General features: G+C 72.5%; 17 protein-coding genes, 2 pseudogenes and 1 riboswitch. Of the genes and pseudogenes, 3 read left to right on the top strand and 16 right to left on the bottom strand.

What is annotated here, in order from left to right:
- Window positions 1-14 precede the first annotated feature (14 nt).
- The 5 genes from ACFVH0_RS20770 to ACFVH0_RS20750 all read right to left on the bottom strand — a co-directional run bounded on the left by ACFVH0_RS20770 (window position 15) and on the right by ACFVH0_RS20750 (window position 6,292).
- Window positions 15-1,082 (bottom strand): ABC transporter substrate-binding protein, encoded by a 1,068-nt coding sequence (locus tag ACFVH0_RS20770; RefSeq protein WP_385822124.1) that lies wholly within the window; start codon window positions 1,080-1,082, stop codon window positions 15-17.
- A gap of 35 nt (window positions 1,083-1,117) precedes the next feature.
- Window positions 1,118-1,306, bottom strand: a riboswitch (cobalamin riboswitch).
- A gap of 94 nt (window positions 1,307-1,400) precedes the next feature.
- On the bottom strand, window positions 1,401-2,624 hold the full coding sequence (locus tag ACFVH0_RS20765; RefSeq protein ID WP_385822123.1) for a beta-ketoacyl-[acyl-carrier-protein] synthase family protein: 1,224 nt from the start codon (window positions 2,622-2,624) through the stop codon (window positions 1,401-1,403).
- Window positions 2,621-2,896 carry an acyl carrier protein gene (locus ACFVH0_RS20760; RefSeq protein ID WP_385822121.1) on the bottom strand — a complete coding sequence of 92 codons (276 nt, stop codon included), beginning with the start codon at window positions 2,894-2,896 and terminating at the stop codon, window positions 2,621-2,623. The genes ACFVH0_RS20765 and ACFVH0_RS20760 overlap by 4 nt, the downstream gene beginning before the upstream one ends.
- Window positions 2,897-3,155: 259 nt before the next feature.
- Window positions 3,156-5,006: an acyl-CoA dehydrogenase gene (locus ACFVH0_RS20755; RefSeq protein WP_385822119.1), complete on the bottom strand. Its 1,851-nt coding sequence runs from the start codon at window positions 5,004-5,006 to the stop codon at window positions 3,156-3,158.
- Window positions 5,007-5,020: 14 nt separating this feature from the next.
- A complete protein-coding gene (locus ACFVH0_RS20750; protein ID WP_385822191.1) occupies window positions 5,021-6,292 on the bottom strand; it encodes a beta-ketoacyl-[acyl-carrier-protein] synthase family protein in 1,272 nt (423 codons plus the stop codon).
- A gap of 204 nt (window positions 6,293-6,496) precedes the next feature.
- On the opposite strand from ACFVH0_RS20750, the gene ACFVH0_RS20745 reads away from it, so the two are divergent.
- Window positions 6,497-7,789 (top strand): hypothetical protein, encoded by a 1,293-nt coding sequence (locus tag ACFVH0_RS20745; protein WP_385822117.1) that lies wholly within the window; start codon window positions 6,497-6,499, stop codon window positions 7,787-7,789.
- Between the two features lie 40 nt (window positions 7,790-7,829).
- On the opposite strand, the gene ACFVH0_RS20740 is transcribed toward ACFVH0_RS20745, so the two are convergent.
- The 7 genes and pseudogenes from ACFVH0_RS20740 to ACFVH0_RS20710 all read right to left on the bottom strand — a co-directional run bounded on the left by ACFVH0_RS20740 (window position 7,830) and on the right by ACFVH0_RS20710 (window position 13,094).
- Window positions 7,830-8,762 carry a carbohydrate kinase gene (locus tag ACFVH0_RS20740; RefSeq protein ID WP_385822115.1) on the bottom strand — a complete coding sequence of 311 codons (933 nt, stop codon included), beginning with the start codon at window positions 8,760-8,762 and terminating at the stop codon, window positions 7,830-7,832.
- A 102-nt stretch (window positions 8,763-8,864) separates the two neighbouring features.
- Entirely contained in the window at window positions 8,865-9,245 is a 381-nt protein-coding gene (locus ACFVH0_RS20735) for a hypothetical protein (RefSeq protein ID WP_385822196.1), read from the bottom strand.
- Window positions 9,246-9,282: 37 nt separating this feature from the next.
- A pseudogene (locus ACFVH0_RS20730) lies at window positions 9,283-9,381 on the bottom strand (hypothetical protein); the annotation flags it as partial.
- Between the two features lie 197 nt (window positions 9,382-9,578).
- The gene (locus ACFVH0_RS20725; protein ID WP_093540855.1) at window positions 9,579-9,833 is read right to left on the bottom strand and encodes a type B 50S ribosomal protein L31; all 255 of its coding nucleotides are present in this window, start codon (window positions 9,831-9,833) and stop codon (window positions 9,579-9,581) included.
- 184 nt (window positions 9,834-10,017) lie between these two features.
- Window positions 10,018-10,899 carry an ABC transporter substrate-binding protein gene (locus tag ACFVH0_RS20720; RefSeq protein WP_385822113.1) on the bottom strand — a complete coding sequence of 294 codons (882 nt, stop codon included), beginning with the start codon at window positions 10,897-10,899 and terminating at the stop codon, window positions 10,018-10,020.
- A 156-nt stretch (window positions 10,900-11,055) separates the two neighbouring features.
- Window positions 11,056-12,090, bottom strand: coding sequence for an alpha/beta hydrolase (locus ACFVH0_RS20715; protein WP_385822112.1), 1,035 nt, complete (start codon window positions 12,088-12,090; stop codon window positions 11,056-11,058).
- 98 nt (window positions 12,091-12,188) lie between these two features.
- Window positions 12,189-13,094: a LysR family transcriptional regulator gene (locus tag ACFVH0_RS20710; protein ID WP_385822111.1), complete on the bottom strand. Its 906-nt coding sequence runs from the start codon at window positions 13,092-13,094 to the stop codon at window positions 12,189-12,191.
- A gap of 80 nt (window positions 13,095-13,174) precedes the next feature.
- On the opposite strand from ACFVH0_RS20710, the gene ACFVH0_RS20705 reads away from it, so the two are divergent.
- Entirely contained in the window at window positions 13,175-14,452 is a 1,278-nt protein-coding gene (locus ACFVH0_RS20705; protein WP_385822109.1) for an MFS transporter, read from the top strand.
- Here the strand turns inward: ACFVH0_RS20705 and ACFVH0_RS20700 are convergent.
- The 3 genes from ACFVH0_RS20700 to ACFVH0_RS20690 form a co-directional block, all read right to left on the bottom strand.
- On the bottom strand, window positions 14,442-14,759 hold the full coding sequence (locus tag ACFVH0_RS20700) for a cupin (protein WP_124722085.1): 318 nt from the start codon (window positions 14,757-14,759) through the stop codon (window positions 14,442-14,444). The two genes, ACFVH0_RS20705 and ACFVH0_RS20700, sit on opposite strands and share 11 nt — an antisense overlap.
- Window positions 14,760-14,845: 86 nt before the next feature.
- Complete coding sequence (locus tag ACFVH0_RS20695) at window positions 14,846-16,468, bottom strand: glycoside hydrolase family 13 protein (RefSeq protein ID WP_385822107.1); 1,623 nt, start codon at window positions 16,466-16,468, stop codon at window positions 14,846-14,848.
- A 108-nt stretch (window positions 16,469-16,576) separates the two neighbouring features.
- On the bottom strand, window positions 16,577-17,062 hold the full coding sequence (locus ACFVH0_RS20690) for a GNAT family N-acetyltransferase (RefSeq protein ID WP_385822105.1): 486 nt from the start codon (window positions 17,060-17,062) through the stop codon (window positions 16,577-16,579).
- 196 nt (window positions 17,063-17,258) lie between these two features.
- Between ACFVH0_RS20690 and pgm the strand changes: the two genes are divergently transcribed.
- Entirely contained in the window at window positions 17,259-18,899 is a 1,641-nt protein-coding gene (gene pgm / locus ACFVH0_RS20685) for a phosphoglucomutase (alpha-D-glucose-1,6-bisphosphate-dependent) (RefSeq protein WP_385822102.1), read from the top strand.
- A gap of 93 nt (window positions 18,900-18,992) precedes the next feature.
- On the opposite strand, the pseudogene ACFVH0_RS20680 reads toward pgm, so the two are convergent.
- Window positions 18,993-19,343 (bottom strand): annotated as a pseudogene (locus ACFVH0_RS20680) (histidinol-phosphatase); the annotation flags it as partial.

Genomic DNA, 19,343 nt, shown 5'->3' with positions numbered 1-19,343 from the left:
GCGTTCGGTGGGCGTCACCCCGCGAGCCCGAACCTGCGCAGTTTGGCTGCGACGCGTTCGACGCCCTCGACCGTCCGGATGGACGGGTTCATGGCCTGGCCGCTCAGCAGGACGTACCGCTTGTGCCTGACGGCGTCCATGTTCTTCGTGGCGGGGTTGGACTCCAGGAACTCGATCTTCTTCGCGGCGCTCTCCGCGGTCTGGGCCTTACGGGTCAGGTCGCCGATGACCAGGACGTCGGGGTTGCGGTCGGCGACGGTCTCCCAGCTGATCTGGGGCCATTCCTCGCGGGTGTCGTCGAAGACGTTCTTCGCGCCGAGTGCTTCGGTGATGATTCCGGGGGCTCCGCAGCAGCCCGCCAGGTACGGGGCCTTGGAGTCGGAGAACCAGTACAGGAGGGTGGTGCCGGAGGCGTCGATGCCCTCGGCCGCCTTCTTCACCCGCTCCCGCAGCGTGGCCACGAGCGTGTCGCCGCGCTCCGGTACGCCGAACACCCGGGCCAGGTCGTGCACTTCGCCGTAGACGCTGTCCATGGTGAGCGGCGCGCTGCGGGCTCCGTCACCGCCGCCGCTGTTGTCCTTGCCGGTGCAGTCGGCGGGCGAGACATAGGTGGGGACGCCGAGCGATTCGAACTGTTCGCGGGGTGCGACGCCGCCCTTGGCGAGTGTCGATTCGAACGAGGCGCTGACGAAGTCCGGTTCGCGGTCGAGGACCTTCTCCGAGGACGGCCGGTTGTCCGCGATCCTGGGCACGTCGGCGTTGGCCTTCTCCAGGCCCTTCATCACCGGGTCGGTCCAGGTCGCGGTGGCGGCCATCCGGTCGGCGAGACCGAGGGAGAGCAGGATCTCCGTCGATCCCTGGTCCACCGAGACGGCGCGGTGCGGCGCGGCCTCGACGGTGACGGTGCGGCCGCAGTTCTTCAGCGTCACCGGATATCCGTCCGCGCGGCCCGGTTTCGCGCTGGAGTCACCGGCCCCGCCTCCGCAGGCGGTCAGCAGGACGAGTCCCGCCGAGAGCAGGGCGATGGTGCGGACGGAGCTGGCTATGGACGGCACGGAGTCCCTCTGCGTCTCTGGACTCATGCGCGGAGCCCGTTGTACGGAGTTCCGCGGCCCGGTGCCGGATCGCGGATGCCAGCAGGTCTTCGGACTCGGGTTCGTTCGGACGGAGCGCCTTCCCGGGCACCCGAGGGTGATCCCAGTGGCCGTGGCCCCGCCCGTCCCCCTCACCGCTGCGCGTCAGTTCCGGATTCGCACCGGATTCCCTGACCCCTACGTGGAGTTTGACTGGCCCCGGCAAGCTATCACGTGCCTCTGCGCAGCTCACGGGCGGTGTGTGGCCGGTGGTACGCCGGGCTGTCTTCCCGTCGCACCACCTGCCTGCTGTCTGCGGAGCGGCTCTCAGGGACGCTGAAGAGCGAGCACGGCGTTGTGGCCGCCGAATCCGAAGGAATGGCTGACGGCGCGCCTGATGGGCCGCCGCAGAGGTTGCTTGGTCACGCAGTCGATGTCGAACTCGGGCGCCGGGGCGTCCAGGTTGGCGATCGGTGGTACGACTCCGCGCTGGAGCGTGAGAACGGTGAGTCCGGCCTCGATCGCTCCGGCCGCCCCCATGCAGTGCCCCAGTACGCCCTTGGGCGCGGTGATGGGCGGCCGGTGCGGGTAGACCCGGGCGATCAGGGCGGCCTCGGTGGCGTCGTTGACCGGGGTCGCCGTGCCGTGCGCGTTGACGTGCTCGACGTCCTCGGCGGCCCAGCCCGCATCGCGCAGCGCGGCCTCCACCGCCGCCTGGGCGACCGCGCCGGACGGATGCGGGCTGATGGGGTGGTGGGCGTCGGTGGTGGCTCCGGTGCCGGCGAGCAGCGCCCGTGGGGCCGCGCTCCGGGCCCGGGCGTCGTCCACCCGTTCCAGCACCATGACCGCCGCGCCCTCGCCCATGACCAGGCCGGCCCGGTCGGCCGCGAAGGGCCGGCACAGCGTGGCGGGGTCGCCGCCTGTGCGTGCCCCGGCCCCGGATCTGGCGAACCCGGCCATCGCGACCGGGTAGACGATCGACTCGGTGGCTCCGGCGATCGCGATGTCGCACTGTCCGGTGACCAGCAGGTCGCGGGCCACGGACAGCGCGGTGGCGCCGGACGAGCAGGCGGTGCACGGTGCCAGGCTGGGGCCGGTGGCCCTCAGCTGGATCGCGATCTCGGCGGCGGGCATGTTCGGAATGGTGAGCAGGATGCCCGACGGCGAGGTGGCCCCGGCGCCGAGCCGGTCGAGCACGACGGCCTGTTCGGTCAGCGAGGCGGAGCCGCCACTGCTGGTGCCGACGACCACCGCGACCCGGTCTCCCTCCCACCGGGCCGGGTCGAGCCCGGCGTCGGCGACCGCCTCCCGGGCGGCGAGCACGGCGAGTTTCACGTACTTCCCCATGCGGAAGGACGCCCGGCCGCCGATCGCGGCGTCCAGGTCGATGCCGTCGACCATGCAGGCGAAGTCGATCGCGCATCCTTCGAGCTCGGCGACGGTGCGGGCCGGTGACACAGCCGCGCACACCCCCTGCCAGGTGGATTCGGTGTCGTTGCCGACCGGGGTGATCATGCCCAGTCCGGTGACGGCGACGGCCGGCCTGTTCATCGGGCGTTGCTCATCGCTGCCCCGCCCAACCGCGCCCCGCTGCCGGCCGCCGTGTCCAAGAACCGGCTGATGTCGGCCAGCGTGGCGTTCTTGGGGAGCTGGTCGAAGTCCCGGTCGCCGCCGGCCGTCTCCCTGATGAGGACGGCGAACTCGGCGACGGCGAGGGAGTCCATCTCCAGGCTGTCCATCGTGGAGCCCGGGTGGATCTCCGCATCGGGCACTTTGAAGGTGTGTGTCAGAACCTCGGTGATCTTGGGGTGAATCGCGCTCATCAGCTTTCTCTCCATCATTCGGTCCGGCTGTCGGGCCGGCGGTGACACCGTCCCGACGCCGAATCAACTGGGAGGAGTGCCTCCAGTTACGCCTTGTGCCGAACCGATTCGGCACTGTCCTCCTCACGCTCCCCGCACCAGCGGGCCAGGACGGACGCCGTACCCCAGAAGGCCAGCAGGACAACACGCACCCCGAGGGCCCCGGCGGCCTCCCGGACCCGACGGCTCCGCACAACTGTTCCTTTCCTCGTCGTGGCCATCACCGCTCGCCCCGAGCCGCGTCCCGGGCCCCGCCGGTGTGCCAGAAAGCCCCCGGATCGTCGTACGCGGCCACGTAGTCGGCGCCCGCGATCGGCCAGTCGGCGAGCAGTTCCGGCGGCAGCGCGAAGGAGTCGACGAGGTCGGGCAGATGGGCGGCGACGGTGGTGATGAGCTCCTCGACCCTGCCCGGCAGGCCGTTGACCTGGTCGGCCGTCAGCAGACCCGCCGCCAGCAGATCACCGCTGTTGCGGGCGATCCGGTCGAGCGCGAAGAGCCGTTCCAGCTCGCCGAGCCGGTCGCGGGCGGGCCCCTCGGGCAGCACGGCCACCGCTTCCGCGTACGCCTCGGCCGCCTGCCGCTGGGCATGGGCCTCGACGCCGCGCAGGGCGGGCCCGGACGCCGCGTTCCACCGCCCCAGCGGGTCACCGTGCGGTGCGAGTCCCATCCGCTCCCGGGCCCGGACGAACCAGATCCGCTCCAGCTCCGCGAGCAGCCCGCCGAGGAAGCCTGGGTCGTCGAGATCACCGGGGCCGTCGGACGAAGCCCCGGCGGCGGGTGCGGCGGCGAAGAGCATTTCCGCGGCCGCCTTGACGTGGATGGCCAGATTGTCACCCTCCGCGGTGATGGCTCCCTCCACCCCGGTGACGAGCTCACTCATCCCGTTGTGTTCCAGGAGTGCCTGGGCGCCGCAGCGTTCCCGGCATTCGACGATCACCGACCGGGCCTGCCAGGTGATCCACCCCTTGGCGACGGCGACCAGCCGCTCGGCGTCCTCCCGTCGCTCGCCCCGCTCCCAGCGGTCCAGGGCCCGGCGGTGCAGCAGGCTCATCGCGAAGACGGTGGCCATGGCCGCGGCGAGCGGTCCGTGGTGGCTGCGGTGGGCGATCACCGGCACCCGGTGCGAGCCCCGGGGCCCCGAGATGTACCGGTGGCCCCCGTAGCGGACGGCGATGGCGAGCGTCGCGCGCGCACAGCCGACCGCGCAGGCCGTCATCGAGATCTTCCCGGAGGTGACGCGTCCGATCGACGCGAGGAAGCGCCGCCTGCGGTTGTCGATGGCGCTGACGAACTCCCCGTCCGCACCGATCCGTCCGTGGTCCCCGTCGAGCAGCGCGGCGCGCCCCACGAAGACCCGGTCGAAGGAGGTCAGGCAGTGGTCCACCGGGCTGCCCGTGCGGGTGGGCAGCCTGCGGATGTGCACTCCGGGCAGCGGCTGCCCCTCGTCGGTGAGCGGTACGAGGAAGAGGAAGACCCCGTGGTCGGCGCCGTCGACGAGCAGCCGCGCGGCCACCAGCCCGGCTTTGGGGCCGCCGGCCGGGCTGGTGTTGGGCATGAATTTCTGCGCCCCGGCGTGCGGGGTGCGCAGCACGAATCCGTCGCGCTCGCGGTCGTACTCGGCCGTGGTCTCGACGGCCGCGGCGTCATTGCCGTGGGCCACCTCCGTACAGAGAAAGGTGCCGATGCGCCGCAGCCGCAGGAAGTCCGACAGATCTCGGTGGCCGTCGCCCCCGTGGTCGAGGAGGCTGCCGAGGAAGAGGTTGTAGTGGATACCCGCCACCGTGGTGAGCGCCGGGTCCACCGGACCGAGCCATTCGTGCAGGGCGGCGAGGGCGCGGGGGTCGGCGGCCAGCCGGGCCCCGCTGTCCAGGCAGTCGTTGAGGACGCGCAGCCGCTCGTACGCGAGAGCCAGGCGCTCCTCGGTGGTGCGGTGGTCCGGGCGGCGGAAGGGTTCGGTGCTGATCAGCCGCTGCCAGAAGCCGTGCTCCCGGCGATGGTTGCCGCCGAGGAGCACACCGGTGAGAAGGTCCGTGGATCGTTCTGCGGAGGGGCTGTCGATCGTTGCGGTCATGGAAAATAAAACGATCAAGCAACGGCGAGGACACCCGGATCCGTCCTCGGCGGGCCGTACGCACCGGCGCGCTGGAAGGCGAGTACGACATTGTGTCCGCCGAACCCGAAGGAGTGGCTCAGCGCCCGCTCGACCGGCTGGGTCCGGGGCTCCTCGACCACACAGTCGAGGTCGAACCCGTCCGGCAGCGAGTCCAGGTTGGCGATCGGCGGCACGAGGCCCTGCTCCAGGGTCAGTACGGTGGCGACCGCCTCGATCGCCCCGGCGGCCGCGAGGGTGTGCCCGAGAACGCCCTTCGGCGCCGTCACCGACGGCCGGTGCGGGAAGATCTTGGAGATCAGCGCGGTCTCCATCGCGTCGTTGAGCTGCGTCGATGTGCCGTGCGCGTTGATGTGGTCGACCTCGTGGGCCGCCCAGCCCGCCTCGCGCAGCGCCGCCCCGACTGCCTTGCGCGCACCGCCGCCCGCCGGGTCCGGGGCGGTGGGGTGGTGGGCGTCGGTGGCGGAACCCGCACCGGTCAGCAGGGCGCGCGCCCGTCCGCCCCGGGCGTACGCGTCGGCCGTCCGTTCCAGTACGAGCACGGCGGCGCCCTCGCCGATCACGAACCCGTCCCGGTCCGCGGCGAACGGCCGCGAGGCCCCCGCCGGGTCGCCGGTGCGCAACGAGAGCGCGCCCATCCCCGCGAAGGCGCTCACCACCAGCGGAGTCAGTACGGCCTCCGCACCGCCCGCCACCACTACGTCGCACTGGTCGCTCAGCAGCAGGTCGCGGGCGACGGCGATGGCCGTGGCCCCGGACGCGCAGGCGGTCGCCGGGGCCAGACTGGGGCCGTGGGCCCGCAGGGCGATGGCCAGCTCCCCGGCGGCCGCGTTGGGCATCATCATCGGGACCAGCAGCGGTGACACGGCCTCCGCTCCGCCGTCGTCGAGCCTGCGCACGTTGTCGACGAGCACGGACACCCCGCCCACCCCGACGCCGAGCACCACGGCGACCCGGTCGCCGTCCCATCGCTGTGGGGACAGCCCGGCGTCCGCCACTGCCTGGCGGGCGGCGACCAGCGCCATCTTCACGAACCGCGCCATCCGCCACACCGAACGCCCGCCGACCGCCGCGTCCAGATCGATCCCCTCCACCGGGCAGCCGAAGTCGACCGGCAGCCCGGCCAGTTCCTCGCAGCCGCGGGCCGTGGAAACACCGGCGCACAGCCCCTCCCAGAAGGTGTACTCGTCCGCGCCCGCGGGAGTCACCACCCCCAGCCCGGTCACCGCGACGCCCCTGTCGGCCATCGTCATGTCCGCCCCCTCCTCCGTAATCGATCAGGCCTACTGGTTGTCGAACGGCAGTAGCCCCGGCGAGGATGCGGACAATGAGCCGAAAGGGTCACCGATACCTCCGGCGGGCCGAACGGTGCCGCACGCCACGGTGACCGTGTTCACCCGTCCGCAGCAGTCCGCCGCGCCGTGCGCGACGGGCGGCCGTCCCCTGGGGGAATGGCAGCGGACCACGATCAGTCGAAGCCCCCGGGCGAGCATGACGAGCTGGAAGCACTGCGCGCCAGGGTGGCCGTGCTGGAGACCCGGGCCCCGGCCCGGCACCGGCCCCGGGCCCGCTCGTTCCTCGCCGTGCTGCTCGTCGTCGTCGCGGCCGTCCTCACACCGCTGAGCATCGTGTCGACCTGGGCGAAGAACCAGATCGGCGACACCGACAACTATGTGGCGATGATGGCGCCGCTCGCCTCCGACGCCGATGTGCGGACCGCGGTGGCCGATCGCGTCACCGGTGCCGTCATGGGCCACCTGGATGTGAAGGCCCTGCTGGCCGACGTCTCGCCCACGGACCGGCCGGTGCTCGACAAGGCGCTGTCGAAGCTGAGCGGCCCCCTCACCACGGGCATTTCGAACTTCGTGCGCGGGACCACGGAGAAGTTCGTCTCCAGCGACGCCTTCGCGACGATCTGGACCGACCTCAACCGGTCCGCCCAGTCCGCCACGCTGAAGGCGCTGTCCGGAAGCGGCGGTGGGGCCGTGGAGCTCACCGGTGACACCGTCACCATCGACCTCGCACCCGTCGTCGACCGGGTCAAGCAACGCCTCGTCGACCGGGGGCTGGGTGTCGCGGCGAAGATCCCCGAGGTCCACACCGACTTCACGGTGCTGACCTCCGACTCGGTCGGCAAGGCCAAGAAGTGGTTCCGGGCACTCCAGGTCATCGGCTTCTGGCTGCCGTTGGTGGCGCTGGTGCTGGCCGCGGGCGGCGTGCTCCTCGCGGTGCGCCGCCGTCGCGCACTGGTCACGACGGCGCTCGCCGTCGCGGCCGGTGCCGCGGTGCTCGGCCTGGCCATGTGGGTGGGCCGGGCGTTCTATCTCGACAGCCTGCCGTCCGGGGTGTCGCAGCCCGCGGCCGGTGCGGTCTTCGACGCCCTGGCCGGCCCGATGCGGGTCCTGGTCCGGATGGTCGTCACGCTCGGCATCGTGGTGGCGCTCGCCGCCTGGCTGACCGGTGGAGGCCGCGCCGCCGGCCGGGTCATGGCGATGTGGAGCGGCGGCATCGGCGCCGTGCGGGACGCGGCCGGGTTCACCGGCGGCCCGGTCGGCCGGTGGGTGCACCGCGCCCGGCGCCCGCTGAACTGGACGGTCGTCGTGGTGGCCGCCGCCGTCCTGGTGGCCTGGGACCGGCCGACCGGGATGGTCACGGTGTGGATCGCGCTGTGTGCGCTGATCGTCCTCGCCGTCGTCGAGTTCCTCGACGACGACAGCAGCCCGCATCTGGCGGTGCCCGGGTGACGGAGGCTCCCGGGCACCGCCAGATGCGGCCGGGGCGTCTTCAGCTCCGGCCGAGTGCCGCCTTCAGCTCCGCCCCGTCCGGCGGGTTGGCGCCGGCCCGGGCCACGGTCACCGCTGCGGAGGCCGCCGCGTGCCGCAGGACATCGGCTGCCCGGGTCCGGTCCAGCGAGCGCAGCAGCTCCCGGCCGTCCTCGCCGAGCAGCCCCTGCCCGGCGAGGGCGTGCAGGGTGCCCGACATGAAGGCGTCGCCCGCCCCCACCGTGTCGACGACGTCGGTGGGCAGCGCGTCGACCGTCACCCGTCCCCCGGGCAGTACGGCCAGCGCACCGTCGCCGCCCCGGGTGACGAGGACGATTGCCGGGCCGGTGCCGAGCCACCGCTCGGCGACCCGCTCAGGATCCTGGCCCGGGTAGAGCCACTCGAGGTCCTCGTCGCTGGCCTTGACCACATCACTGAGCGCGACGCACCGCTCGACCCGGCGGACGGCCGATTCGCGGTCCCCCATCAGCTCGGGCCGCACATTGGGGTCGTAGCTGACGGTCGCGGACGTCCGCAGCGACTCCACGGCGCCCAGGACGGTGGCCGCCCCCGGTTCCATCACCGCCGCGATGGAACCGGTGTGCACGTGCCGGGGCGTCCGGTCCAGGGCGACCGGTCCCAGCGTCCAGGTGATCTCGAAGGTGTACGCGGCCCGGCCGTCGCCGTCCAGGGTGACGGCGGCCGACGGGGTGGCGGCGGTGGCACCGTCGGTGCGGACCTCGACGCCGGCACCGGCGAGATGGTCCCTGATCAGCCGGCCGTTGTCGTCGGGACCGAGCTGGGTGAGCAGGGTGGTGCCGTGCCCGAGCCGGGCCAGGCCGTACGCGACGTTGGCCGGGCTGCCGCCCGGGTGGACCTGATCGGCCGCACCCGGCAGCCGGACGATGTCGGCGACGCATTCGCCGATGACCAGCAGGTCGAGTCTGTCGAGCATGGGGTGAGGTCTCCTACCGTGCGGTGACGAAGGTGTCCTGGTAGGCGGCGCGGCCTCCGAACACATTGAGCCCGATCCTGCCGCGTGTGTGGTGGGTATCGGTCACATCGACGACGGGCCGCCGTCGATGAACGCCTCGATCCGACCGCCCCGGGCCCTGATCCGCGGCGCCGGGCCGACGCCGGTGCGAACCAGCAGGGGGGCTTCGGCGAGCACGGTCGCCCGCCCCGCGTCCTTGCGGAAGAACCTGACCGTCCGCGGGTTCGGGTCGAGGTCGAGGGCGTACCCGTCGGCCGTGTGGGGTGAGGCGCGCGGCAGTACCGATCCCGCGCCGCTGGTCCCGTCGGGGCCCCCGAGGCGGACGAGGGAGGTCAGTTCCGGATCGGTGCACTCGGTGCTGGAGACGGCGGTCGAGTCCCGGTCGAAGACTCCGGTACGGCCGGCGCCGGTGGTCGTCCAGTGCCCGGCCGGCACGACGGTCACCTCGCCGAGCCACGCTCCTCGTTGGAGCCCGGATACGCAGCCGGGTCTCCTCGGGGATTGCTGCGTCGGCGCGCTCGTTCAGGACGAAGGAGACGGTGGTGCGCGGGACTCCGGCGTGGCGGGAGACATCGCTCATCGTCACGCGTCGCGCCTTGTTCGTGGCCACTTCGATCACCCCTGCGTCCCGCGGGCAGCGGGCCGTGCTCCGGCTACGCGCTTCAGTACGACGTTGCGGGCAGGTTACGAGGGGTTGGCCCACGGTGCCGAGAGAGGTGGCGGAGCAAGTCCCCCGCGCCTCGGGACAGGGGCGGGGGACTCGGGTCCGTACGCGGGTCAGGAGGCGTCCTCGCCCCCGTACCGGCGCTCGAACTTGGCGACCTGACCCTCCGAGTCGACGACGCGCGCCTTCCCGGTGAAGAAGGGGTGGCTCTCGGCGGAGATCTCCACGTCGATGACGGGATAGCTGTTGCCGTCGTCCCAGTCGATCGTCTGCTCGCTCGACGCGGTGGACCGGGTCAGAAAGGCGTAGCCCGCCGAACGGTCACGGAAGACGACGGGACGGTAGGAAGGGTGCTTGTCCTGCTGCATGCCTGCTCCTGGGGACGTACGGGGTCGGCGCGGGATGGTCCCGACCAGCCTGGCGAACCGGTACGGCCCGCGCGATCGGACACGTCCGTACGGGCGTCGTCGCGCGGGCGCACCGGTTCGGGATCCCCACCGCCCGGCATGCGGCGATCCCCGCCGCGTGCCGGGCGTGCGTCTCCGCCCGTGCTCAGCGTCCGGCCGCCTCCACCGCGTCGGCCACGAGGTTCAGGAAGGCCGCGTGGGCCCGCGCGCTGCACACCGGCTCCGGGTTCCACGGCACCACCCGGGCGGCCCCCTCGATCGCCGACCAGTCGGCGTTGTCCCGCAGCTCGTCGAGCGGTGTGGCGTTGGCCCTGATGTCGGCGAGAACCACCGCCGGGCGCAGAGCCGCCGCTTCCGCCCAGCCGACCGTGGACCAGTTCGCGCCGGGGCCCTCGGACGGCTCCACGAGGTCGACGCCGAGTTCGGCCAGCACCCGCAGCTCCGGCCACATCCGGGGGCGGGCGAGGTGTGTCTGTTCCTGGCAGGCCGGGGAGAGCGCGACGACCCGGGGACCGTCCGCACCGGCGACGAGCGTGCGCAGCCGCTGCCGCGCGGTGTCCAGGTCCTGGGTCGCCGCCCCGGGCTCCTCGGCCCCGAGCGAGCGGGCGAGCAGGGCGAAACGGTCGCCGATCCCGGCGAGGCTGCGCGCTTGCCCCACGTCGATGACGACGACCGGGACGTGCTCCTCCAGATGCTTGGCGGTCTCCGCGGCGAGCCCGTAGACATGGCCGCCGCCGTAGCTGACCGCCACGACGAGGTCCGGCTCGCCGCTCAGCAGGGTGTCCACGTCCAGGGTGCTGCCCGCGCCGAGGTAGCCGACCTCGGCCAAGGGGAGCGAACCGGTCTTCGCCGCGTCCGGCACGGTCCGGTCGTCGTGATCGGAGCCGAATATCGCGCTGGGGCGTATGCCGTGGTCCCACAGGGTCGCTCCGGCCTGGACGTAGGCGAGCACCCGCGCCGGGCGCCGCTCGGCCGTCGACAACTGCCCACGATCGTCGGAGAACTGCCACACGGTCTGCTCCCTCACGTCACACGCCCCTCGCCACCGGTAGCCGCACCCCGCTTCCCGGGGTCGTACACCAGTACCTGCCCAGCAGACTCCGGTGCCACCCCATCCGTCGGCCGGTCGGCGGGGATGGCGCGAAGACGCCCGCGCACGACCGGTCGATCGGCGAACGGTTCCTCAGCTCGGGTCGGCCAGCTGCCGGGAGAGCCAGGCCAGGGCCGGCGGCATCCGGTATTCGACGGCGTGGTGCCCTCCGTCGAACAGCTCGAAGCGTATGACCGCGTCGTCCACCCCGGCCTCGGTCAGGGCATCGCGGAACGCCTGCGCCCCCAGATCGAGGAACCATTCGTCGCGGGTGCCCGCGTCGATCCAGATCGCGCGCTGGGACCGCAGCGCCTCGGCGTGCGCCGGCGCCATCCGGACCGGATCCCAGTCCAGCCAGCGCTGCCAGATCTCCGGCAGGAGCGCGCCCGTTCGCGGGTCGAACGGCAGCTGTGGCGTGCCGTCCGGAGCGGGCGAGAAGCAGGACGAGACGCCGAGCAGTTCGAGCAGCCGCAGATCCTCGTCCCTGGTGAAGGCCACGCGTGAGCGGAAGTCCTCCCACCAGCGGAAGATGTCGCCGCCGTAGGCCCTCAAGTGCCGTGCCGCCATGAGGAAATGGGGGATGTACTGGGCCTCCGACAGCGAGTCGCCCGAGTGGGTCGCGAAGGCGCCGAACAGGTCGGGCCGGAGCATCGGCGTGATCATCGCGCCGAGCCCGCCGCTCGACTTCCCCGCCAGCGCCCGGTGGTCGCGGTCGGCGACCGTGCGGTAGTGGGCGTCGACCCACGGCACGATCTCCTCGCAGAGGTACGAGTGGTAGCGGCCGGTGCCCGGCGAGTCGACGTACTGGCTGCCGCCGTACGTGGTCCAGGCGTCCACGAACACCAGCACCATCGGCGGGGCCTCGCCACGGGCGAAGATCCCGTCCACGAGTTCGGGCACCGGCTGACGGTAGGGAGTGCGGTTGCGCCAGACCAGGAGGGTGCCGGCGTAGCCGAGCAGGAGGTACGTGACGGGGTACCGGCGCCCGGGATCGCTGTCGTAGCCGGGTGGGGTGTAGACCCACAGCGGCCGCTGCGACGGGTCACCCAGCGGGTTGTCCCGCAACAGCGCGCTGTCGATGACGTGCTCGTCGATACGGCCTGCGAGCGCGGTGGGCCATGGGGCCATCGGAACCTCCTCGGGAGCGGAAGCCCGATGTTATTACGATTTCAAAATATATGAATTGGAAATACTTATTGCCCGGGAGTCGAGGTCACGCCCTCCGGTCACCGGGACGGAACGCCTGCACCGGTCACCGCGCCGGGATCGACCCCGAGCCCCGTGAGGAACGCCGCGGCGGCCGGAGTGGGGCGGAAGCGGCTCCAGACCAGGCGCTCGGTGCGCGCGGGGGCGTCGCGGACGGTCAGTACGTGTACGCCGATCAGCTCCGCCGCGAAAGCGGCCGGCAGCATGGCGATGCCGAGCCCGCTGCGTACCAGCCGGACGATGAAGTCGGTGCCGCTGACCTCGAAGGCCACCTCGCGGGTGAGCCCCATCGCCGCGAACGCCTCCTCCGACTGCGCCCGCGCGGCGGTGCCGTCCGGGTAGTCGACGAACATCTCCTGAGCCAGCCGGTCAAGGCCCACCTCCGCCTGAGCGGCCAGGGCGTGGGTGGGTGCCACGACGGCTACCAGTTCGCCCGTGGCGAGTTCGTGATCGCTCACGCCCTTGGGCCGGTAGCTGGGCAGCACCCCCAGGAAGGCCACGTCGAGCGTCCCTTCCCTGACCTCCTGGGCCAGGTCCTTGCTCGCTCCGTCCCGCAGCACGATGTGCACCTTCGGGTAGCGGAGGTGGAAGGCCCGCAGCGCGGCCGGGATGTCGACCGCGGAGACGGTCGGGATGGAGCCGACCGCGAGGCGGCCGCGTACCTCCCCCGCCGCCGCGGCGACCTCGGAGCGGGCCCGCTCCGCCGCGTCCAGCGCCTGCCGGGCCTCCGGCAGGAACACCTCGCCCGCCGCGGTGAGCCGTACCCGGCGGCTGGTGCGGTCGAAGAGCCTGGCCCCCAGCTCCTTCTCCAGCCGGGCGATCTGATGGCTCAACGCGGACTGGACGACCAGGCACCGCTTCGCGGCGCGGGTGAAGCTGCCCAGTTCCGCCACCGCGACGACGTACCGCATCTGCTGAAGTTCCATCCACCCATCGTGAACCACGATCGATGGAATGAAAAACATGTGTTGGACTCATGGATGGCCGGTCCATGAGGCTGGGACACATGGCTCACACCACTCACGAAACCCGCAGCCGGGCCGTGCCCCGCACCGTGCCCCCGCAGCCCGCGCTCGGGCGCGGTCTGGTTCTGCTGATGGCTCTCGCCGCCGCCCTCTCCTGCGCCGGGAACTACTTCGCGCAGCCGCTCCTGGACGTCATCGAGGTGAATCTGCACATAGGCGTCACCGCGGCGGGGCTGATCGTGACCGCCGCCCAGGCCGGGTACGCGCTGGGGCTGATCCTGCTCGTCCCGCTCGGGGACGTCATGGACCGGCGGCGGCTCGCCGTGGGCCTGTTCGCCCTGACCGCCTTCTTCCTCCTGGCGACGGCCGCCGCCCCCACCGGCCCGCTGCTGATCGCCGGCACGCTGCTGACCGCGCTGACCTCCGTCGGGGCCCAGGTCGTGGTGCCGTTCGCGGCGGCCCTCGCGGCTCCGGCCGAGCGCGGCAGGATCGTCGGCGTCGTCATGTCCGGCGTGCTCCTGGGCGGGCTGTTCGGCCGGCTGGCCGCCGGCGCGCTCTCCGAGTTCGGCGGCTGGCGGACCGTGTACTGGGTCAACGCGCTGCTGATGGCCGTCATGGCGGTACTCCTGTACAAGCGCCTCCCCCGCCTGCCCCGGTCGGGCGACGCCGCCACCATGTCGTACACCGGGCTGCTGCGCTCCACGCTGGCCCTGCTGCGGCAGGAGCCCCTGCTGCGCCGGCGGGCGGCCATCGGCGCGTTCTCCATGGCCTCGTACAGCGTGCAGCTGACCGCGCTGACGTTCCTGCTGACCCGGCCGCCCTTCCGGTGGAACGCGGCCGCCATCGGGCTCTTCGGCCTGGTGGGCGTCATCGGCGTGGTGGGCATGAACATCGGGGCCCGGCTGAGCGACCGCGGCCGGGTGCAGGCGGTGTCGGGAACGGCGGCCGCGCTCCTCACGCTCGCCTGGCTGCCGCTGCTGGCCGGTGAAACGTCGCTGCTGTGGCTGACGGTCGGCGTGATCCTGCTGAACATCGCCCAGCAGGCGGGGCTCAACAGCAGCCAGAACGTGATCTACGCGCTCCGCCCGGAGGCTCGCAACCGGATCAACTCCGCCTTCATGACGCTCTTCTTCATGGGCGGGGCGGCCGGCGCGGCGCTGGCCTCGGTGGTCTGGTCCCGGGCGGGCTGGAGCGGCATCTGCCTCCTGGGCGGCGCACTCGCCGCGGGCAGCCTCGTGCTGTGGCTCCTGGAGCGCACCCGGGCGGCCTCCGCCACGCGCACCGGCAACGGGACCGGGGCCGGCCCCGTCAGTCGTTGACGGCGGTCAACAGCACCACGGCGTCCTCCAGTGCCAGCAGTCCGTGCCGCTCCTGGGGGATCGGGTGGAGCCCTCCGGCACCCAGCTCCACATCGCCCGAGGCCGCCGTGAGCCGGACCCTGCCGCGCAGCACCTGGAGGGAGGCCGCGGCGGGGGCGTTGTGCTCGTCGAGGGCGGAGCCCGAGGTGAGGGCGATGACGGTCTGCCTCAGGGGTTCCTCGTGCAGCAGGCGGTGGGCGCTGCGGCCGTGCGCGGAGGCTCGGGCCGCGGCCAGATGCTCGTCGGCGAGGGCATTCAGATCGTCCATGTGCCCACTGTGCCGCAGTGCCCGTCCGCCCGCGATCCTGGCACCGGCCCGGTGGGCGGATCATCCGCCCACCCGACCGGGCGGCCCTACGGCCGCAACCAGGCCGCGGTGTCCTGCGGGAGCCGTCCCTGCCCGTCCAGCGGTCCGCTGAGGAGAAGGATGTCCGTGTGCTCGGGCAGTTCCACGGCCCCCTCCCCCAGATTGACCACACAGACCGGTCCGCCGGTCCGGGCGAAGGCGAGCACACCGGGTGCGGAGGGCAGCCAGGTCAGCTGCCGGCCCCCGGCCCCCGCCGTGCGGAAGCCGGGCTCGGTCCGGCGCAGCCGCAGCGCCTCGCGGTAGAGGCTGAGCACCGACTCCGGGTCGGTGCGCTGCCGGTCGGCGGCGTACGAACTCCAGCCGGGCGGCTGCGGAAGCCATGGCTCCGTGGTGCAGCCGAATCCGGCGTACGGTGCCCGCGCCGACCACGGCAGCGGTACCCGGCATCCGTCGCGTCCCGGATCGGTACCGCCCGAGCGCAGGTGCATCGGGTCCTGGATCCGGTCGCGCGGGATGTCGGCCTCCGGAAGTCCCAGTTCCTCGCCCTGGTAGAGGTAGACCACGCCGGGCAGGGCGAGCGACAGCAGTGCCGCGGCGCGGGCCCGTCGGCCGCCCAGTGCCAGGTCCGTCGGCGTGCCGAAGGTCTTGGTGCGGAAGGCGAATCCGGTGTCCTCGCGGCCGTACCTGGTGGCGGTCCGGGTCACGTCGTGGTTGCACAGGACCCAGGTGGCGGGAGCGCCGACCGCGGCGTGTTCGGCGAGCGTGTCGTCGATCGTGGAGCGCAGCCGCCCGGCGTCCCAGGGGCAGGCCAGGAAGTTGAGGTTGAAGGCGGTGTGCAGTTCGTCCGGGCGCAGATAGCGGGCGAAGCGCTCGCTGTCCGGGAGCCAGACCTCACCGACGAAGACCGCCCCGTACTCGTCGGCGATGGCCCGCCAGGAGCGGTAGATGTCATGGAGTTCGTCGCGGTCGGAGAACGGGTGGGGGTCGCGGCCCTCGACGAAGTCGGGCAGCGCGGGGTCCTTGGCGAGCAGGGCCGCCGAGTCGATCCGTACGCCCGACACGCCCCGCTCGAACCAGAAGCGGAGCACGTCCTCGTGTTCCTGGCGGACCGTCGGGTGTGCCCAGTTGAGGTCGGGCTGCTGCGCGGCGAACAGGTGCAGGTACCACTCGCCGTCCGCGAGCCTGGTCCATGGGACGCCGCCGAATTCGGAGACCCAGTCGTTGGGCGGCAGTTCGCCGTCCGGGCCGCGCCCGGTCCGGAAGTGGAAGAGTTCCCGCTCGGGGCTGCCCGGCCCGGCGGCGAGGGCCGCGCGGAACCACGCGTGCTGGTCGGAGACATGGTTGGGGACGATGTCGACAATCGTGCGGATGCCCAGTTCACGGGCGTCCGCGATCAGTCCCTCGGCCTCGGTGAGGCTGCCGAACGCGGGGTCGATGGCGCGGTAGTCGGCCACGTCGTATCCGCCGTCGGCGAGCGGCGACAGATACCAGGGGGTGAACCAGATCGCGTCCACACCCAGTTCTACGAGGTGGGGCAGTTTGGCGCGTACTCCCGCGAGATCGCCGGTTCCGTCTCCGTCACCGTCGGCGAAGCTGCGTACGTAGATCTGGTAGATGGCGGCGTCCCGCCACCAGTCCGCTGTGACCTGGGGCGCGGGGGCGGCTGCCACGTGGGCCTTCCTTTCGCGGGGAGTTGGCACGGAGGCCTCGGCCGGAACTCCGCCGGGGCGTGCCACACTCAACCACCGCACACGGTGAAGATCAACGTCTCGCGTGGATCACGCGCGATCGGCCGTCCACCGGTACCGGACGTCCGGTTCCCGCTCCTCGTTGCGGCTGCCGTCGTCGAACTCGACGGCGGTGAATCCGTGCCGTTCGTAGAAAGCCCTGGCGTCCGCGTTGCGCTGGAAGACGTACAGCGTGAGCTCGCCGGCCGCGAGCCGGCGCGCCTCGGCCAGGAGCAGCGAGCCGATGCCCCGGTGCCGGGCGTCGGGGCGCAGGTAAAGGTGTTCCAGCTCGGTTCCGTCGAGGGAGGCGAAGCCCAGCAGCTCCCCGGTGCCGGTCTCGGCGACCCGGACCGTCGTGCCGGGCAGCACCACATGGGTCATCCAGGCGAGTGTGTCCTCGTCGCTGTGCACCTTCGGCAGATACGGCATCGACGTGGCGCGCGAGTCGAGGAAGAGCCGGGTCAGCGGTCCGGCGTCCGCCCCGGTGGCCTCGCGCAGCAGTACCCGGCCGTGCGGTCCGGAATCGTCTCGTGACATCTCGTCTCTCCTGGTCCGGCCGGAAACCCGCCGTCGTACGCGATCCGCGGTGAACCGCTCGTGGTCGCGGACGAACCTATGCCGGGGCCCGCCGCGGCCGCCAGCGGTATTCGGCGGGGCAGTCACGGACCGGCGCGGGCCACCCGCGAAAATGTGACGGGGGAACACCGAACGACCGATACGGAGGAGTGGGCAGATGCCGCACGAACGAGCTGGACAGCCGGCCCGGCCGGAGGATCTCATCGATGTGGCCCGGCTGGTGACGTCGTATTACGCGCTGCACCCGGACCCGGCCGAGCCGGACCAGCGGGTGGCGTTCGGCACTTCCGGCCACCGCGGGTCGTCCACGGCCACCGCGTTCAACGAGGACCACATCGCCGCCACCAGCCAGGCCATCAGCGAGTACCGGGCGATGCGGGGCACCGACGGGCCGCTCTTCCTCGGCGCCGACACCCATGCGCTGTCGGAGCCGGCCCGGATCACCGCCGTCGAGGTGTTCGCCGCCAATGACGTGACCGTGCTCATCGATCCGGACGACGGCTACACCCCGACCCCGGCCGTCTCGCACGCGATCCTCGGGCACAACCGGGGCCGGACGGCCCGGCCGGCCGACGGTGTGGTGGTCACCCCGTCCCACAACCCGCCCGGTGACGGCGGGTTCAAGTACAACCCGCCGAACGGCGGCCCGGCCGGGTCCGATGCCACGGGCTGGATCCAGGAGCGGGCCAACGAGATCATCGCCGCCGGGATGAAGGACGTGCGCCGGCTGCCGTACGCCCGCGCACGGGCGGCGTCGACCACCGGGACGTACGACTTCCTCGGCAACTACGTGGCCGACCTGCCGTCCGTGCTCGACCTGGACGCGGTCCGGGCGGCCGGGGTACGCATCGGCGCCGACCCGCTGGGCGGCGCGTCGGTGGCGTACTGGGGGCGGATCGCCGAGCAGCACCGGCTCGATCTGACGGTCGTCAATCCGCTGACCGATCCCACCTGGCGGTTCATGACGCTGGACTGGGACGGAAAGATCCGGATGGACTGCTCGTCGCCGTACGCGATGGCCTCGCTGATCGGGCAGCGCGACCGCTACCAGATCGCGACCGGGAACGACGCCGACGCCGACCGGCACGGCATCGTGACACCGGACGCCGGGCTGATGAACCCGAACCACTACCTCGCCGTCGCCATCAACTACCTGTACGCCCACCGGGATCAGTGGCCGGCGGCCGCGGGGGTCGGCAAGACGCTGGTGTCCTCGGGAATGATCGACCGGGTCGCCGCCGGTCTCGGCCGTGAGCTGGTCGAGGTGCCGGTCGGTTTCAAGTGGTTCGTGGACGGCCTGGTCGACGGTTCGCTCGGGTTCGGCGGCGAGGAGTCCGCCGGGGCCTCGTTCCTGCGCCGCGACGGTTCGGTGTGGACGACCGACAAGGACGGCATCATCCTGGCGCTGCTCGCCTCGGAGATCCTCGCGGTGACCGGTGAGTCGCCGTCCGAGCACTACGCCGCGCTCACCGCCCGGTTCGGTGAGCCGGCGTACGCCCGGATCGACGCTCCCGCCGACCGCGCGCAGAAGGCGGTGCTCGCGCGCCTCTCCCCCGAGCAGGTCACCGCGGACACGCTGGCCGGTGAGCCGGTCACCGCCGTGCTGACGGAAGCGCCCGGCAACGGCGCGCCGATCGGCGGCATCAAGGTGACCACCGAGAACGCCTGGTTCGCGGCGCGCCCCTCGGGCACCGAGGACGTGTACAAGATCTACGCGGAGTCGTTCCTGGGCACCGACCATCTCGGCCGGGTGCAGGAGGAGGCCAAGGCCGTGGTCTCCGCTGCCCTGGGGGCCTGAGCACGGCCGGGGCCGCCCGGGGCCGGTCGCACGGCCTTGGCCGCCCGGGGCCCGGTCGCACGACCGGCCCCGGGCGGCTGTGGGCGGGCGGATTCAGCGGACGACGTCCACGAAGACCGGGTTGGTGTAGAACCAGGTGTCGAGCCACGGGTTGCCCTGCCCCGGCTCGTGCGGCAGCGGTCCGTGCGGGTCGATCGCCGCGCCGAGGAAGCCCGCCCCGTGGCGCTTGCCGTCGCTGCCGCGCAGCCGCAGGTAGAACGGCTCGTCCGCGCGCCCGACCGGGATGCGCAGGTTGTACGTGCCCCGGCGGCCCGAGACATCGGCGGTGTGGGCGAGCCGGGTGTCGGGGGCGTGCCAGTCGTGGCGGGGCCCGGGCCGGCCCCCGGCCCCGCCCCCGGATGACTCCAACTGGGGAACGCGCCGGCGCCCACCCGCACGGGTTGG

Origin of the sequence: Streptomyces sp. NPDC127117 (genome assembly GCF_042677325.1) — a bacterium.
Taxonomy (GTDB): domain Bacteria; phylum Actinomycetota; class Actinomycetes; order Streptomycetales; family Streptomycetaceae; genus Streptomyces.
Note: the sequence above shows the minus strand (reverse complement) of the source record. Positions and strands in the feature narration are given on the sequence as shown.